This window comes from Streptomyces sp. MI02-7b, assembly GCF_033793585.1.
Classification (GTDB): Bacteria; Actinomycetota; Actinomycetes; order Streptomycetales; family Streptomycetaceae; genus Actinacidiphila.
Map to the genome: position 1 here is coordinate 75,814 of NZ_JARAWX010000014.1, position 16,581 is coordinate 92,394.

Sequence of the window (16,581 nt, forward strand, 5' to 3'; positions counted from 1 at the left end):
TCCCGGGTTGTACGGACTGCTGCCACGACGGTCAACCGGTGGCTTCCCGGATTCATTCCTCCGGGTCCGACCGTCTTTCGCGTCATCCATGCTCGCACACCGACGCTGCTCCGGGTAATGCGTCACAGTGACGCGATGCCCATCGTCATCCTGACGCGAACGGGTTATGATAGATAGCGTCAAATAGACGAAAAGGTTGAGCCGCAGTTCCGCAGAGAAAGGGCTCCGGGCCCGTGACCACCACCACCGAACCGCTGGACGTCCAGCCGACCCCGCTCGCGCTGCTTCTCCTGGGCCGCGAGTCCGACCCCCGCAGCGAGCGCGGTGTGGACTGTCCCGGCGACCTGCCTGCCGCCTCCGACCCGGACCTGGTGGAACGGGCCCGCGCCGCCAAGGAGAAACTCGGCGACAAGGTCTTCGTCCTGGGCCACCACTACCAGCGCGACGAGGTCATCCAGTTCGCCGACGTGACCGGCGACTCCTTCAAGCTGGCGCGCGACGCCGCCGCCCGGCCCGAGGCCGAGTACATCGTCTTCTGCGGTGTGCACTTCATGGCCGAGTCCGCGGACATCCTGACCTCCGAGGACCAGGCGGTGATCCTCCCCGACCTGGCCGCCGGCTGCTCGATGGCCGACATGGCCACCGCCGAGCAGGTCGCCGAGTGCTGGGACGTGCTCACCGAGGCCGGCGTCGCCGACGTCACCGTGCCCGTCTCGTACATGAACTCCTCCGCCGACATCAAGGCGTTCACCGGCCGGCACGGCGGCACGATCTGCACCTCCAGCAACGCCAAGCGCGCCCTGGAGTGGGCCTTCGAGCAGGGCGAGGGCCGGGAGAACAAGGTGCTCTTCCTCCCCGACCAGCACCTCGGCCGCAACACCGCCGTCCGCGACATGGGCTTCTCCCTGGAGGACTGCGTCGTCTACAACCCGCACAAGCCGAACGGCGGGCTCACCACGGAGCAGCTGCGCGACGCCAGGATGATCCTGTGGCGCGGCCACTGCTCGGTGCACGGCCGCTTCTCGCTGGAGTCGGTCGAGGACGTCCGCGCCCGCATCCCCGGCGTCAACGTCCTGGTGCACCCCGAGTGCAAGCACGAGGTCGTGGCCGCGGCCGACCAGGTCGGCTCGACCGAGTACATCATCAAGGCGCTGGAGGCGGCCCCGGCCGGCTCCTCGTGGGCGATCGGCACCGAGCTCAACCTCGTGCGCCGGCTGGCCAAGGCGCACCCGGACAAGCAGATCGTCTTCCTCGACAAGACCGTCTGCTTCTGCTCGACCATGAACCGGATCGACCTGCCGCACCTGGTGTGGACGTTGGAGTCGCTGGCCGACGGCAAGGTCGTCAACCGCATCCAAGTCGACGAGGAGACCGAGCACTTCGCCAAGCTCGCGCTGGAGCGGATGCTCGCCCTGCCGTAGCGGGCAGGATGGGCGCATGATCCTTCGCCCCCTCCGTGACTCCGACGAGGACGCCGACGCGATAGCGGTCGTGGCCGCCGCCGCCTTCGGCGCTTCCGACGCCCTGCCCAGCAGCGGCCCGCCCGAGGGGATGCCTCCCGAGCGGGCCGCTCTGCTGCGCCGCCGCAACCGGCACGTCGCGCGGACCGACCCCGGTGGCTGCTGGCTGGCCGTGGACGAGACCTCCGGCATGCCCCTGGGCGTCTCCATGTCGACGCGCCGCGAGGGGACATGGGGCCTGTCGCTGTTCGCCGTGCTGCCGTCCGCGCAGCGGCAGGGGGTCGGACGCGAACTGCTCGCGGCCGCCGTGGCCTACGGGCGCGGCTGCCTGCGCGGCATCATCTGCAGTTCCCCCGACGCGCGGGCGGCGGCGACCTACCGCCGGGCGGGCTTCGCGCTGCACCCGGCGATGCGCCTGGAGGGTGCCGTCCGCAAGGGCGACCTGCCGGCGCCGGACGGGGCGGTGCACGAGGGGTCGGCCGAGCACCGCGACATGATGGACTCCGTGGACCGGCGCACCCGGGGCGGCGCGCACGGTCCCGACCACGACCAACTGCTCACCGAGAGCGGCCTGCTGGTGGTCGACGACCTCGCCGGAAGCGGCTACTGCTACGTCGGTGAGGACGGGTACGTACGGCTGCTCGCCGCCACGTCGCGCAGGCTGGCGACCCGGCTGCTCACGGCCGCGCTGCTGAGCCTGCCCGAGGGCACCCCGGCACGGGTCGGCAATCTGACGGCCGAGCAGCAGTGGGCGGTGGACGTCGGCCTGACCGCGGGCCTGGAACTGAGGACGTCCGGCTGGATCTGCCTGCGCGGGATGCGGCCGCCGGAGCCGTACATCCCCTCGGGCTTCTTCCTGTGAGAGCCGTACGCGGCCGCAACGGGCTCACGACAGGCGGACAACAGACGGACAACAGGCAGAGGGGCCAGGGGCGTTCGCCCCTGGCCCCTCTGCCGTCAGGCCCTGCTCAAGGCTGTCAGACCTTGGTCAGCTCGGGCGTCGGCTCGGCCTCGCCCGCGCCGGAACCGCCCGCCTTCGCGGCCCGCTTGAGCGCCTTGCGCTTGGCCCGCCGCTCCTTGCGGAGCTCGACCATCGTGTAGAGGGTCGGCACGAGCAGCAGCGTGAGCAGCGTCGACGTCAGCAGACCGCCGATGACGACCACGGCGAGCGGCTGGGCGATGAAGCCGCCCTCACCGGTGACCCCGAGGGCCATCGGCAGCAGCGCGAAGATGGTCGCCAGCGCCGTCATCAGGATCGGACGCAGACGGTGCCGGCCGCCCTCGATGACCGCCTCCACCACGCCGTAACCCTGCGCGCGGTACTGGTTGATGAGGTCCATCAGCACGATCGCGTTGGTCACCACGACGCCGATGAGCATCAGCATGCCGATCAGTGCCGGCACACCCAGGGGGGTGCCGGTGATGAGCAGCAGGCCGATGGCGCCGGTCGAGGCGAACGGGATGGACACCAGCAGCACCAGCGGCTGGACCAGGCTGCGGAACGTGCCGACCAGCAGCATGAAGACGATGGCGACGGCGGCGAGCATCGCCAGCGCGAGCCCCGAGAAGGCGTCGCCCTGGTCCGAGGAGACGCCGCCGATCTCGGCCGTCGCCCCCTTGGGGAGGTGGAGCGACTTGATCTTCTTCTGCAGGGCGGTGCTGACGGCGCCGGTGTTGTCGGCGGTCGGCGTCGCCGTGATCGTCGCCGCCCGAGCGCCGTCGATCCGGGTCTTCTGCACCGGCCCGGGGGCCTCCACCACGTCGGCGACCTTGCCCAGCTTCACCGGGCCCACGGGGGTCTCGATGGTGAGCGCCTTGAGCCCGGCGAGGGTCGTGGCGCCCTGCTCGGAGGTGACCCGCACATCGCGCTCGGTGTCGTCCAGCACCGCCTTGCCGACGGTCGTGCCGTGCACGGCCTGGGTGACGGCGGCACCGATGGTGGTGTCGTTGAGGCCGTACTTCGCAGCCTCGGCCTGCTTGGCGTGGACCTCGATCCGGGGCACGGACTGCGCGAGGTCGCTGGTGACGTCGGTGACGTCGTCCAGTCCGGCCACGGCGTCGCGGACCTGGTCGGCGGCCTTGGCGAGGGTGTCGCCGTCGGCGGCCTTCACCACGACCGACAGGTTCTGGCTGCCGAAGCCGCCGCCCGCGGAGACCGAGGTGGTGCCGACGCCGTCGAGCGTCTTCAGGCCGGCGCGGATCTTGTCCAGGGCGGCGGCGGTGTCGCCGGCGTCCTTCAGACGGACCTGGAAGCTGGCCTGGTTGGCGCCGGTACCGCCGCCGAAGGCCGCCAGGAAGCCGGAGGAACCGACGGTGACCTGGTAGTCCTTGACCTCGTCGATGCTTCCCAGCAGCTTCTCGACCTTGCCGGCCGCGGCGTCGGAGGTCTTCAGGCCGGTGCCCGGCGCGAGTTGCTGCTTGACCGTCAGGGTGTCCTGGTCGCCCTGGTCGAAGAAGTTCGTCTTCAGCAGCGGGACCAGGCCGAAGGTGCAGAACAGCACCGCGACCGCGATCACGACGCTGGTGATGCGGCGGCGCGTGGCGAAGCGCAGCACCGGGACGTACAGCCGCTGCAGCAGGCTGCCGGCCTCCTTCGCCTCCGCCGCCCGGCGGATCTCGTCCGGGTCCACGGTGCCGGCGTCGGCCGGGGGCTTGAGGAACCAGTACGAGAACACCGGCACCACCGTCAGCGAGACCAGCAGCGAGGAGAGCAGCGCGGCCGCCACGGTCAGCGAGAAGGAACCGAACAGCGCCCCGACCAGGCCGCCGACCAGTCCGATCGGCAGGAAGACCGCGACCGTGGTGAGCGTGGACGCGGTGACCGCGCCGGAGACCTCGCGCACGGCGGTGATGATCGCCGAGTGCTTCTCCTCGCCGTAGGCCAGGTGCCGCTTGATGTTCTCCAGCACCACGATGGAGTCGTCGACGACCCGGCCGATGGCGATCGTCAGCGCGCCCAGCGTGAGGACGTTGAGGGACAGGTCGCGGGTCCACAGCACGATCAGCGTCAGCACGACCGACAGCGGGATGGAGAGCGCGGTCACCAGCGTCGAGCGCAGCGACGCCAGGAAGACCAGGATGACCAGGACCGCGAAGAGCAGGCCCAGCAGGCCCTCGGTGGTCAGGCCGTGGATCGACTTGGAGACCGCAGGACCCTGGTCGCTGACGACGGTGAGCTTCGCGCCCTTGCCGAGGTCCCGCTCCATGTCCGCCAGCTTGTCCTTGACCGCCGTGGAGACCGCGACGGCGCTGCCGTCCTGGGTCATGGTGACGGCGATGCCGAGGCTCGGCTCGCCGTCGGTGCGCGTGATGGAGTCGGTGGCGTCCGGCGCCTCGACGACGGTGGCGATGTCACCGAGCCGCACGGGCTTGGCGCCCGCCGGGACGCGCAGGTCCTTGATCTCGTCCAGCGAGGCGTACTCGCCGCCGACCTGGACGGTACGGCTCTTGCCGTTCTCGTCGAAGGAACCGGCGGGCACCGGGTGGCCACCGGCCTGCAGCGCCTGCACCACGGCGGCCGCGCCGATCCCGGCCCTGGCGAGCTTCGCGTCGTCCGGGGTGACCGTGACGACCTGGTCCTGGACGCCGGTGACGGTGACCTGGCCGACGCCGTCGATGTCCTGCAGCACCGGGACCACGGAGCGGTCCAGGCCGTCGGCGAGCGCCTGCTGGTCCAGTCCGGTGGAGGTCGCGGCGAGCACGACGGTCGGGATGTCGTCAGTCGAGCCGGCCACGACCTGCGGGTCCGCGGCCTCCGGCAGACGCGAGGAGACCCGGTTCACTGCCTGCTGGACGTTGGCCACCAGCTTGTCGCTGTCGTTGCCGTAGTCGAACTGGGCCATGATCACGGCCGAGCCCTCGCTGGCCGTCGAGGTGATGCCGGTGATCCCGTCGACACCCTTGATGCCGTCCTCGATCGGCTCGACGACCTGCTTCTCGACGACATCGGGCGAGGCACCCTGGAAGGTCGTGATCACCGAGACGATGGGCAGGTCGATGGAGGGCAGCAGCTGCTGCTTGAGCGAAGGTATCGCGATCGCGCCGAATACGACGGCGACCACGGCCATGAGCGCGATCAGGGCGCGCTGGGCGAGGCTGATTCTGGACAGCCAGGACATCGTGGTGCGGTCTCTTCTCTGGGTCAGAGGATGCGGATTCAGATATCGGTCGTCGGACCACCCCAGCTTCTCCTGTCGGGGAGGGGGGTTTTCTCACTCCGAGGTCGTGGTGTGCGGCGGCCGCGTACTGCGGCTGCGGTACGGCGCCGGGCGTAGTTCAGCGCCCGGCCGGGCGCACCAGGCCGGACTCGTACGCCGCCACGACCAGCTGAGCGCGGTCGCGGGCGCCCAGCTTGGCCATGGTGCGGTTCACATGGGTCTTGACGGTGAGCGGGCTCACGCCGAGGCGTTCGGCGATCTCGTCGTTCGGCAGGCCCATCGCGACCTCGATCAGCACCTCGCGCTCGCGGGCGGTGAGCGCGTCGAGCTCGGGGGCGGGACGGGACGGTGTGCCGGCCTGCGCCAGGAACTGCCCGATCAGGCTCTTCGTCGCGGACGGCGACAGCAGCGCGTCCCCGGCGGCGACGGTGCGGATCGCGCCCAGCAGCTCGTCGGGCTCGGCGCCCTTGCCGAGGAATCCGGCGGCGCCGGCGCGCAGCGCCTGGGCCACGTACTCGTCGGCCTCGAAGGTGGTGAGGACCAGCACCGCCACTCCCGCCAGGTCCTCGTCGCCGGTGATCGCCCGGGTCGCGGCCAGGCCGTCCGTGCCGGGCATCCGGATGTCCATGAGCACGACGTCGGCCCGAGTGCTGCGGGCCATCGCGATCGCCTCGGCGCCGTCGGAGGCCTCCCCGACGACCTCCATGTCCGGCTCGGACTCCACGAGGACGCGGAACGCGCCCCGCAGCAGCGCCTGGTCGTCCGCGAGCAGCACCCTGATCATGGGGGCATCCTCCCACTGCCGCCGGGTGCCCGTGCCGCCCTCAGGCGGTCACCGCCAGCGGAAGCCGGGCGTGCACACGGAACCCGCCGTCCGGACACGGACCCGCCTCGCAGGTGCCGCCGAGGGCCGCGGCGCGTTCCCGCATGCCGATGAGGCCGTGGCCGCCGCCGGGGGCGGCGGGGGCCGGGACGGCGGCGTCGGGGCGGCCGCCGCGGTCCACGACGGTGACCTCCAGGGCCCCGGCGGCGCGGGCGATCCGCACTTCGGCACGGGCGCCCCGGCCGGCGTGCTTGTGGACGTTGGTCAGTGACTCCTGGATCAGCCGGTAGGCGGTCAGGTCGACGGTCGCGGGCAGCGTGCCGGCGCCGTCCTCGGCGACGTCGACCGGCAGTCCGGCCCGCCGGAAGCCCTCGACGAGCTGGTCCAGGACGCCGAGTCCCGGCGCGGGTTCCATGGGCGCCGCGGGATCGCCGGACTGGCGGAGCAGTCCCACGGTGGCGCGCAGCTCGTCCAGGGCGGAACGGCTGGCCTCGCGGACGTGGGCCAGGGCCTGCTTGGCCTGGTCGGGCCGGGTGTCCATGACGTGGGCGGCGACGCCGGCCTGGACGTTGACCAGGGCGATGTGATGGGCGACCACGTCGTGCAGCTCGCGGGCGATGCGCATGCGCTCCTCCGCGACCCGCCGCTTGGCCTCCTCCTCCCGGGTCCGCTCCGCGCGCTCGGCCCGCTCCTCGACGGCGACGATGTAGGCGCGCCGGCTGCGGGTGGCCTCACCGGCCGCGGCGGCCATGCCGGACCAGGCGAACAGGGCGATGTTCTCGGCGGAGTACCAGGGCCTGGCCCCGAAGAGCATGGCGACCACGGTCAGCACCAGGCAGGAGGCGAGCCCGATGCGGAAGGTGGTGGCGCGATCGGTGCGGGCGGAGGCCGAGTACAGCGCGACGATGACGGCGCCGGCCACCGGGCCCCGGCTGTCGCCGCTCGCGGTGAGCAGGTAGACGACGGTGACCGCGCCGGTGAACACCAGCACGCCCAGCGGGCTGCGGCGGCGCAGCAACAGAGCGGCGCAGGCGACGACGCTGAGCACGATGTCGGTGACGGAGGTGTCGTACCGCTCCGCGTGCGGCCCGATGAACATGTTGCCGAGGATGATCGCCAGAACCGCGGCCGCCAGCCCGGCGTCGAGGGCGACGGGGTGGGCCGTCGGCCACAGGCGGGCCCGGTCCCGCATGGAACGATGCTGCACGCTGCCCAACGGTACGGGCCCCGCGGAACGACCGTGCCCCGGTCCGGTGCGGAACCGGGGCCGGGGCACGGTCGGGTGCGCTGGTGCGTCGGTCAGCCGGGGATCAGTCCTCCCCCGGACTCCGTCTGGGGGGACCCCCAGCGGAGCATGGCCCGGACCTCCTCCAAGGTGGCGTCCGGGCCGGGCAGGATCAGCTCGGACGGCTCCAGGGAGTCGTCCGGAAGCGGTGTGCCGAGCCTGCGGACCGCGTCGAGGAGCGCGGTCAGCGTGCGCCGGAACGCGGTCTCGTCGCCCTTCTCCATCCCGGCCAGGAGCTCGTCGTCGAGCCTGTTGAGTTCGGCGAGGTGGCTCGCGTCCACCGTCACCTGGCCCTCGCCCATGATCCTCACGATCACGACGCCCTCCTCAGGGGTGCCTCGACGCTTCTTCCCTCTGCCGGTCCGTGCTCGCCACTGCTCGTTACTGCTTGCTTGCTACTGCTTGTCGAAACGCGGCTGGTCCTGGGGCTGCGCCTGCTGCTGGCGCGGCTGACCGGCCTGCCCGCTCTCGAGGGCCTGCTGCGGGGAACCCCCGGCGAGCTCGGCCTTCATGCGCTGCAGTTCCAGCTCCACGTCGCTGCCGCCGGAGAGCCGGTCCAGCTCGGCCTGGATGTCGTCCTTGGCGATGCCGGTCGGGTCGTCCAGCGCGCCCGATGCCAGGAGCTCGTCCAGGGCCCCCGCGCGGGCGCGCAGCTGCTCGGTCTTGTCCTCGGCCCGCTGGATCGCCAGGCCGACGTCGCCCATCTCCTCGGAGATGCCGGAGAAGGCCTCGCCGATCTGGGTCTGGGCCTTGGCGGCGCTGTAGGTGGCCTTGATGGTCTCCTTCTTGGTGCGGAAGGCGTCCACCTTGGCCTGCAGCCGCTGGGCGGCGAGGGTGAGCTTCTCCTCCTCGCCCTGCAGCGTCTGGTGCTGCGTCTCCAGGTCGGTGACCTGCTGCTGCAGCGCGGCCCGGCGCGAGAGCGCCTCGCGGGCCAGGTCCTCACGGCCCAGGGCGAGCGCCTTGCGGCCCTGGTCCTCGTACTTCGCGGACTGCTGCTGCAGCTGGTTCAGCTGCAGCTCCAGGCGCTTGCGGGACGTCGCGACGTCCGCCACTCCCCGGCGCACCTTCTGCAGCAGCTCCAGCTGCTTCTGGTACGAGTAGTCGAGGGTCTCGCGCGGATCCTCGGCCCGGTCAAGGGCCTTGTTGGCCTTCGCGCGGAAGATCATCCCCATCCGCTTCATGACACCGCTCATGGGCCTCGCGCGCCCCCTTCAGTCGGCTGGCCGGCACACCATCTACAGACCCCACAGTACGGGGCGTGGTTCCATTACCCCACTGTTCTGCTGCGGAAGCGCTCATCCTTGAGAACGATCACAGTTCGGTGACCTCAGGCCCAGGGAGTAGGTGAGGGGCTGGGGGTCCGGTCGGCGACCACGTAACCTTGGTGTTGTGTTCCGACGTCGTTCTCAAGATGAGCAGGCCTCAGCCACCACGGTGGTCGAGGACCGGCAGACCCGTGACCCGCAGGCCCCCAAGGGCCGTCCTACCCCCAAGCGCAGCGAGGCCCAGACGCAGCGGCGCAAGGTCGTGACCGCGCCCGGCGACCGCAAGGCGGCGGCCAGGCAGGCGCGCGACGCGCGCCGCGCGGACATGTCCAAGCAGCGCGAGGCGCTGATGAACGGCGACGAGCGCTACCTGCCCGTGCGTGACAAGGGCCCGGTGCGCAAGTTCGCCCGCGACTACGTGGACTCCCGCTTCCGCGCCGCCGAGTTCTTCCTGCCGATGGCCGTGGTCATCCTCGTGCTGAGCATCGTGCAGAACGAGGCGCTCAAGCAGCTCTCGCTGCTGCTGTGGCTGGTGGTGATCGTGGTGATCGTCGTCGACTCGGCCGTCTCCGCCTTCCTCCTGCGCCGCGAACTGGCCAAGCGCTTCCCCGGCCAGAACACCCGGGGCGCCGTTGCCTACGCGTTGATGCGGTCCCTCCAGATGCGCCGCCTGCGCCTGCCCAAGCCGCAGGTCAAGCGCGGCACGAAGCAGCTCTGAGCGCGGACGGCGGGTTCGCCTCCGTCGCCGGCCGCTGGCTGGACGGGCTGGGCGGACTCCGGAACACAGTGCGCCAGGAGCTGGTGGCCCGCCAGCTCGACGAGCAGATCACCGCCCGCTTCCCGGTGGGCCGCCGGCTGCGCGTCCTCGACGTCGGCCCCGGCCAGGGGACCCAGGCCCTGCGGCTGGCCCGCGCCGGCCACCTCGTCACCGGCCTGGAGGCCGATCCGGCGATGGCGGGCACGCTGCGCGCGGCGCTGGCCACCGAGCCCGAGGGCATACGCGAGCGCGTCACCCTGGTCGAGGGCGACGGCCGGGAGACCGGCCGGTACTTCGGGCCCGGCAGCTTCGACGTGGTGCTCTGCCACGGGGTGCTCATGTACGTGCCCGAGCCCGACCCGATGCTCGCCGGGCTGGCCCGCGTACTGGCTCCGGGCGGGCTGCTCTCCCTGCTGGTGCGCAACGCCGACGCGCTGGCGATGCGCCCCGCGCTGCAGGGCGACTGGACGACCGCGCTGGCCGCGCTCTCGGGCGGCGGCACCACGTACACCAACCGGCTGGGAGTGACCGCCCGCGCCGACCGGCTCGCGGCACTCACCACCACCCTCAACGGCATCGGCGCTCCGCTGCACGCCTGGTACGGAGTGCGGATCTTCACCGACACCGCCCCGGACGGTGACGACGCCGCGCCCACCGAGGTGCCGGAGGAACTGCTCGCCGCGGAGGAGCTCGCCGGGCGCACCGATCCGTACCGTTCGGTGGCGGCACTGCTGCATCTGTGCGGCGTCCGGGACTGACCGGGGCGGGCTACACGCCACAGAGTGTGCCGAAAGCGACACTTCCGGCATGACCGATTCCATGCCGACCTCCCGACGGACGCTCGGGGCCCTGTGCGCGGCGACCGCGACGCTGCTGATGCTCGCCGGATGCACCTCCGGCTCCCCCTCCTCCCCCCAGTCCCCCGCGGCGAAGACGTCCGCGGCGCCGGAGGTCTCGGAGGCGACCGGCGCCCGCGAGCTGCAGGACAACTACCAGGACGTGGTCCGGAACGTGCTGCCCTCGGTCGTGCAGATCACGACGTCCGAGGAGCTCGGTTCCGGCATCGTCTACGACACCAAGGGCCACATCGTCACCAACGCCCATGTCGTCGGGAAGAACACCACCTTCCAGGTGACGCTGGCCAACGACAACGAGCCGCAGAAGGCCACGCTGGTGGCGAGCTACCCGGAGCAGGACCTCGCGGTGATCGCCCTGGAGAAGCCGCCGTCGGGGCTGCGCGCGGCACGCTTCGCGGACTCGTCCAAGGTCGAGGTGGGGCAGATCGCGCTCGCCATGGGCAGCCCGCTGGGGCTCAGCGGCAGCGTCACCCAGGGCATCGTCTCCGCCCTCGGCCGCACCGTCACCGAGACGGCGTCCGGCGGCACCCCCGGGGCCACCATCGCCAACCTGGTGCAGACCTCCGCGCCCATCAACCCGGGCAACAGCGGCGGGGCGCTGGTCAACCTGTCCGGCGAGATCATCGGCATCCCCACCCTCGGCGCGATCAACCCGTCCTCCGGGAACGGGAACAACTCGGCGCCGGGCATCGGCTTCGCGATCCCCTCCTCGACGATCACCCGTATCGCCGATCAGATCATCAAGGACGGCAAGGTCACCTCGTCCGGGCGGGCCGCCCTCGGCGTCACAGGCCGCACCGTGCTCGGGCCGGACTTCAGCCCGGCCGGCGTCGCCGTCATCTCCGTCGTCCGGGGCGGCCCGGCCGCCAAGGCGGGCATCGAGCCCGGCGACATCATCATCGGCGTCGGCAACACCCAGATCCAGACCTCCCAGGCGCTGTCCGAGGCGCTGGCCCCCTCCGCCCCGGGCAAGAAGGTGGACGTCACCTTTGTGCGCGACGGCAACGAGAAGACGGTCAGTGTGACCCTGGGCGAGCTCTAGAACCCCGCCCGGCGGAACACCCGGTGTGGAGGGCGCCGCACGGCGCCCTCCACACCGCGGAGACGGCGGCGCGGGCTACTCGTCGCCGTGCAGGCTCATGGGGCCGTAGATCTTGGTGGAGTCCTCGAAGAGGACGACCTGGTCGGCGCCGCCCTGGAGCAGGTCCTTCCAGACCTCGCCGATCCAGGACTCGGCGTCGCCCTGTGTGGTGAACTCCTCGGGCTCGACCGCGGGTACGACCTCCGTGCCGTCGGTCTTCTCGAAACGCCAGGTCCACGCCATGTCCGTCTCCTCGTCCCTCGGGGTGCCTGCCCGGCAGCGTAGCGTGCGCGGACGCGAAAGAATCGGGACGTGGAACTGACACTTCTCGGCACCGGGGGCCCCGAGGGCCTGCCACTGCCCGGCTGCCCGTGCGCGGCGTGCGCGGTGGCGGTGGGCGAACGGGCGCGGGCGGCGACCTCCCTCCTCGTGGACGGGGTGCTGCTGCTGGACCTCACGCCCGGCGTGGCGCTGGCGGCCGCCCGGTCGGGGCATTCGCTGGCCGGTGCGCGGCAGGTGCTGCTGTCCCATCCGCACGACGGACCGGCGGTGGAGATCCCCGCGGGTCTGCCGGCCCCGGCGCGGCTGCCCGCCGGGCAGGAGATGACGCTGCCGACGCGGCACCGGATCCGGTCGGTGCCGGTGGACGCGCCCGGGGCCGGGTACGAGGTGGTGGCGCCGACGGGCGAACGGCTGCTGTACCTGCCGCCGGAGTGCGGCCCAGCCGGGCTCGCGGAGGCGGAACGCCCGTACGGGACGGTGCTGCTGGACGTCGTGGCGCGGCCCGACGCGCTGGCCCGGCTGCGCGCCGCGGGAGCCGTCACCGGCACGACGGACGTGATCGCCGTGCACCTCGACCACGCGGTGCACCCCGGCCCGGAGACGCGCCGCCGGCTGGCCGCGCTGGGCGCACGCGCCGTGCCGGACGGGACGACGCTGACCGTCGGCGACTTCCACGAGGTGCCGGACCTGCCGCGCCGCACCCTCGTCCTGGGCGGGGCCCGTTCTGGCAAGTCGGCGGAGGCCGAGCGACGGCTGTCGGCCTTCCCGGAGGTGCTGTACGTCGCCACCGGCGGGACCCGGGACGAGGACCCGGAGTGGGCGCGGCGCGTGGCGCTGCACCGGGAGCGGCGGCCGGGCGGCTGGCAGACGCTGGAGACCTGCGACCTGGTGCCGCTGCTCGGGCGGGACGGGGGCCCGGCGCTGCTGGTCGACTGCCTGTCGCTCTGGCTGACGCACGCGATGGACGAGGTCGGCGCCTGGTCCGACGCGAGCTGGGCGGACGGCGGCGAGCGCGAACTGCGCCGTCGTGTGGAGGAGTTGACGGCGGCTTGGCGCGCCACCCGGCGGACCGTGGTCGCCGTCAGCAACGAGGTGGGTTCCGGCGTGGTCCCGGCCACGGCGAGCGGGCGCCGTTTCCGGGACGAACTGGGGCGGCTGAACGCGATGGTGGCCGGCGAGTCGGAGCACGTGCTGCTGGTCGTGGCCGGACAGACGCTGACGCTGCGGGGCTGACCTCGGCGCGGGGCGCGGTGGAACGGTAGTGTTCGATCCCGTGAGCGGCCTGAATCTCGATGACTTCGCCTCCCGCGTGGAGCGCCCGGACGCCGGCGTACGCCGTGACGCGCACGACCGCTGGCAGCGGCTGGTGCGACCGGCCGGGGCGCTGGGCAACCTGGCCGAACTCGCGGAGTGGCTCTCCGCGGCACAGAGCGCGGCCGTCGTGCGGCCGATCGAACGCCCCAAGGCGGTGCTGTTCGCGGCCGACCACGGGGTGGCGGCGCTGAAGGTGTCGGCGCGCCCGGCGGGCACCGCCGTGGAGCTGGTCCGCGCGGTCCTGGACGGGGCGTCGCCGGTGAACGTGCTGGCGCGTCAGTACGGCGCGGTGGTCCGGGTGGTGGACGTCGGTGTGGACACCCCCGCCGAGGAACTGCCCGCCGAGGTCACGGCGCACCGGGTGCGGCGCGGCTCGGGCCGGATCGACGTCGAGGACGCGCTGACGGCCGAGGAGGCCGAGGCCGCGTTCCGCGCGGGCATGGCGGTCGCCGACGAGGAGGCGGACTCCGGCACCGACCTGGTCCTGCTCGGCGATCTGAGCGTCGGCGGCACCACGGTCGCCGGGGTGCTCATCGCCGCGCTCTGCGGCACGGACGCGTCCGTGGTGACGGGCCGCGGCTCCGGCATCGACGACGTGGCCTGGATGCGCAAGTGCGCGGCGATCCGGGACGCGCTGCGCCGGGCGCGGCCGGTCCTGGGCGACCAGTTGGAGCTGCTGGCCGCGGTGGGCGGCGCCGACGTGGCCGCGATCACCGGCTTCCTGCTGCAGGCGGCGGTGCGCAAGCTGCCCGTGGTCCTGGACGGCGTGGTGTCGGCGGCGTGCGCGCTCGTCGCGCAGCGCATCGCCTTCCGTGCGCCGGACTGGTGGCTGGCCGGGCAGGCGAGCGGCGAACCGGGCCAGGCCAAGGCACTGGACCGGCTGTCGATCGAACCGCAGCTGGACCTGAAGGTGACGGCCGGCGAGGGCACGGGTGCGCTGCTCGTACTGCCGCTGCTCAAGGCCGCCGCGGCACTCTCCGCCGAACTGCCCGAACGCGCCTGAGGCCTGACGGCCTCGGCGGCCCCTTAAGGTGACCGGCACGACCGGCCGGCCGACCGCGACGCGCACGCTCGTCGCGCAGCGCATCGCCCTCCGCACGCCGCCCCGCGGGCGTCGCCCGGCCGGGCAGGCGAGCGGCGAACCGCGCCAGGCCAAGACACCCGACCCGAGGTGACGGCCCGCAAGGGCACGAGCGCGTCTTGAGGCCTGACCGCCTCGCCGGACCCTCAGCGTGACCGCACGACCGGCCGGCCGTACGCGGCGCGCGGCAGGTGCACCCGCGCGTCGTACGCGCCGGTTCGCCGGGTGCGCGCGGCGGATGGGGCGTCACCGGACGGTCCGCGCGGCTCGGCTTCGTGCCCCGCAATCCGCACCGGTCTCCGTGATCAGACGCCCGGACGAGGTCGCGCCGAACCCTGGAACAGGCGCGGCCGAGCCTCGCGTTGCTCCGGCCGGTTCCGGGGCGCGGCACGGGCTGCGGACCGGACCGGTGCGGCGGATCCGGCCGGCGAACCGCGGCGGACGGCTTCCCCGGCGTCCCCCGGCTGCCGTCGCCCCGCCGGTGAGCATCGCACGCCGCCCCGCGGCACTCCCCGCGGGCGTCACTGCGGGTCACCTCTGTCGTGCGCGGCACAGGTCCGTGCCGCCTGCCCCGGCCCGATCAGTGCTCGGTGAAGCCGCCGAGCCAGTCCTGCAGGCGCCGCGTCGGGCCCCGCCAGCGGGCGGCGTGCCTGGCGGCGCGCAGTTCCGCGCGGTGGGCCGTCCTCGGGCGCCGCCCGTACAGCCGCTCGGCCCACAGGGAGTCCGGGCGGGCCAGCCGGAGTGCGCCGACCAGGGCGACGAAGGGCACGAAGACGCCCACCACGGCGGTGCGGAACTTGCCCTTCACCAGGGCGGCCAGGACGAAGAGGAAGTTGACGACGATCGTGAGGACCGCCGTCAGGCGGTTCTGCTGCTGGTCGGCGGAGAGCGAGTCGACCTCGAACGGGGCGAGGCCGCCGAGCAGCATGAGCACAAGGGAGAAGGTGATCACGACGGCCTCCACGCTCTTGCGGCCGCGCTCGCTCCAGTACACGTCGTCCAGGTAGAGCACCAGCGCGAACTCGTCGAGCACGAGCCCCGCTCCGATGCCGAAGACCACGGCCGCCAGCCCCGCCCCGAAGCCGTGCGTGGAACTGGCCACGGCCCCGAAGCCGCCGATCGTCATGAGGATGATGCCGGGCACGACGTGGTGGATGTGCGTCCCGCCCGAGGAGATGTTCCGGAACGGGCCCTTTCCGGCGCGGATCAGGCGGGTGATGGTCCGTGTGATCACGAAGGTCGCGACGAAGGCGAAGAGGGCGAGGAGCAGTGGCAGCTTTCCCGGCTCGATGATGTTGCGGTACCACCAGTCGCTCATACCGATTGCTCCCGTTCGGCCTGGTATGCGCACTATACGGTCAGGAAGCGGCCGTTACTCTGCACGCCATGACCGCCAGCCCCGCCGCCGCGACCCCCGCCGACGGACTGCGGTTCGCCTTCGGCACCCTGACCGTGCTGCGTGTGCGGGTCACCCGCTGGGACCGCCCGGCGGCCCGGGCGGGGATGCTGGCCGCCCCCCTGGTCGGCCTGGTCGCCGGGCTGTTCGCCGCGGCGGCCGGCGGGGTGCTGCTGCTGCTCGGCTGCGGACCGCTGCTCGCCGCGGCCGGCACGGTCGCGGTGACCGCCGCGCTCACCAGGGGACTGCATCTGGACGGACTCGCCGACACCGCCGACGGACTGGGCAGCGGACGGCCCGCCGAGGACGCGCTGCGCATCATGCGGCAGTCGGACATCGGGCCCTTCGGCGTACTGACCCTGGTCCTGGTCCTGCTCGGCCAAGTCGCCGCGCTGGCCGGGGCGTACGGGACCTCGTGGGCCCGCGGGGCGGCCGCTTTCGCGGTGGCGTCGGTGGCGGCCCGCACCGCCGTGACGCTCGCCTGCCGCGAAGGGGTGCCCCCGGCCCGGCCGGAGGGGCTGGGTGCGGCGGTGGCCGGCGCGGTCCCGGCGCGGGCGGCGTGGGGGCTGGCCGCCGGGGTGGTGGCGCTGTGCGCCGCGGCGGGGCTGCCGTTCGGCCCGTACGCGGTGGCGCGGTTCGCCGCGGCGGCCCTGATCGCCCTGGGCGCCGCGGAGTTGCTGCTGCGCCGCTGCCGGGCGCGGCTGGGCGGTGTCACGGGCGACGTCTTCGGCGCGTTGTGCGAGACGGCGTGCACCGCCGCCCTGGTCGTGCTGGCGGCGGGCGGCCGAACCGGATAGGGAAAACCCGCGCCTTCGGCCGCGGG

The 16,581-nt window shown here is 72.9% G+C and carries 15 protein-coding genes; 8 read left to right on the forward strand and 7 right to left on the reverse strand.

The genetic code is table 11. The features are described 5' to 3' along the window. Nucleotides 1-233 precede the first annotated feature (233 nt). The gene (gene nadA, locus PV364_RS23225; protein WP_319662143.1) at nucleotides 234-1,421 is read left to right on the forward strand and encodes a quinolinate synthase NadA; all 1,188 of its coding nucleotides are present in this window, start codon (nucleotides 234-236) and stop codon (nucleotides 1,419-1,421) included. A gap of 16 nt (nucleotides 1,422-1,437) precedes the next feature. Further along, a complete protein-coding gene (locus PV364_RS23230) occupies nucleotides 1,438-2,322 on the forward strand; it encodes a GNAT family N-acetyltransferase (protein ID WP_319662144.1) in 885 nt (294 codons plus the stop codon). A gap of 115 nt (nucleotides 2,323-2,437) precedes the next feature. On the opposite strand, the gene PV364_RS23235 is transcribed toward PV364_RS23230, so the two are convergent. The 5 genes from PV364_RS23235 to PV364_RS23255 form a co-directional block, all read right to left on the reverse strand. After that, complete coding sequence (locus PV364_RS23235; RefSeq protein ID WP_319662145.1) at nucleotides 2,438-5,578, reverse strand: efflux RND transporter permease subunit; 3,141 nt, start codon at nucleotides 5,576-5,578, stop codon at nucleotides 2,438-2,440. A gap of 157 nt (nucleotides 5,579-5,735) precedes the next feature. Beyond that, nucleotides 5,736-6,401, reverse strand: a complete 666-nt coding sequence (locus tag PV364_RS23240; RefSeq protein ID WP_319662146.1) for a response regulator transcription factor — start codon at nucleotides 6,399-6,401, stop codon at nucleotides 5,736-5,738. Between the two features lie 40 nt (nucleotides 6,402-6,441). Further along, nucleotides 6,442-7,632, reverse strand: coding sequence for a sensor histidine kinase (locus PV364_RS23245; protein WP_319662272.1), 1,191 nt, complete (start codon nucleotides 7,630-7,632; stop codon nucleotides 6,442-6,444). 107 nt (nucleotides 7,633-7,739) lie between these two features. Further along, nucleotides 7,740-8,042 carry a PspA-associated protein PspAA gene (pspAA, locus tag PV364_RS23250; RefSeq protein WP_319662147.1) on the reverse strand — a complete coding sequence of 101 codons (303 nt, stop codon included), beginning with the start codon at nucleotides 8,040-8,042 and terminating at the stop codon, nucleotides 7,740-7,742. Nucleotides 8,043-8,120: 78 nt separating this feature from the next. Continuing rightward, complete coding sequence (locus tag PV364_RS23255; protein WP_319662148.1) at nucleotides 8,121-8,918, reverse strand: PspA/IM30 family protein; 798 nt, start codon at nucleotides 8,916-8,918, stop codon at nucleotides 8,121-8,123. Nucleotides 8,919-9,114: 196 nt separating this feature from the next. Between PV364_RS23255 and PV364_RS23260 the strand changes: the two genes are divergently transcribed. The 3 genes from PV364_RS23260 to PV364_RS23270 are packed head-to-tail and all read left to right on the forward strand — an operon-like array spanning nucleotide 9,115 to nucleotide 11,646. Further along, complete coding sequence (locus tag PV364_RS23260) at nucleotides 9,115-9,708, forward strand: DUF3043 domain-containing protein (RefSeq protein WP_319662149.1); 594 nt, start codon at nucleotides 9,115-9,117, stop codon at nucleotides 9,706-9,708. A gap of 47 nt (nucleotides 9,709-9,755) precedes the next feature. Continuing rightward, entirely contained in the window at nucleotides 9,756-10,505 is a 750-nt protein-coding gene (locus PV364_RS23265; RefSeq protein WP_319662273.1) for a class I SAM-dependent methyltransferase, read from the forward strand. Between the two features lie 49 nt (nucleotides 10,506-10,554). Then, a complete protein-coding gene (locus tag PV364_RS23270) occupies nucleotides 10,555-11,646 on the forward strand; it encodes a S1C family serine protease (protein WP_319662150.1) in 1,092 nt (363 codons plus the stop codon). A gap of 75 nt (nucleotides 11,647-11,721) precedes the next feature. Here PV364_RS23270 and PV364_RS23275 read toward each other — a convergent pair whose 3' ends face one another. After that, on the reverse strand, nucleotides 11,722-11,928 hold the full coding sequence (locus PV364_RS23275; protein ID WP_319662151.1) for a hypothetical protein: 207 nt from the start codon (nucleotides 11,926-11,928) through the stop codon (nucleotides 11,722-11,724). 69 nt (nucleotides 11,929-11,997) lie between these two features. Here PV364_RS23275 and PV364_RS23280 point away from each other — a divergent pair, with 69 nt between their 5' ends. Together PV364_RS23280 and cobT are read left to right on the forward strand one after the other, a co-directional pair. After that, complete coding sequence (locus PV364_RS23280; protein WP_319662152.1) at nucleotides 11,998-13,200, forward strand: bifunctional adenosylcobinamide kinase/adenosylcobinamide-phosphate guanylyltransferase; 1,203 nt, start codon at nucleotides 11,998-12,000, stop codon at nucleotides 13,198-13,200. A 40-nt stretch (nucleotides 13,201-13,240) separates the two neighbouring features. Further along, entirely contained in the window at nucleotides 13,241-14,284 is a 1,044-nt protein-coding gene (gene cobT, locus PV364_RS23285) for a nicotinate-nucleotide--dimethylbenzimidazole phosphoribosyltransferase (RefSeq protein WP_319662154.1), read from the forward strand. Nucleotides 14,285-14,942: 658 nt separating this feature from the next. Here the strand turns inward: cobT and PV364_RS23290 are convergent. Beyond that, the gene (locus tag PV364_RS23290) at nucleotides 14,943-15,680 is read right to left on the reverse strand and encodes a hypothetical protein (RefSeq protein WP_319662155.1); all 738 of its coding nucleotides are present in this window, start codon (nucleotides 15,678-15,680) and stop codon (nucleotides 14,943-14,945) included. Nucleotides 15,681-15,748: 68 nt separating this feature from the next. On the opposite strand from PV364_RS23290, the gene PV364_RS23295 reads away from it, so the two are divergent. Continuing rightward, nucleotides 15,749-16,555, forward strand: coding sequence for an adenosylcobinamide-GDP ribazoletransferase (locus tag PV364_RS23295; RefSeq protein WP_319662156.1), 807 nt, complete (start codon nucleotides 15,749-15,751; stop codon nucleotides 16,553-16,555). Nucleotides 16,556-16,581: the final 26 nt, after the last annotated feature.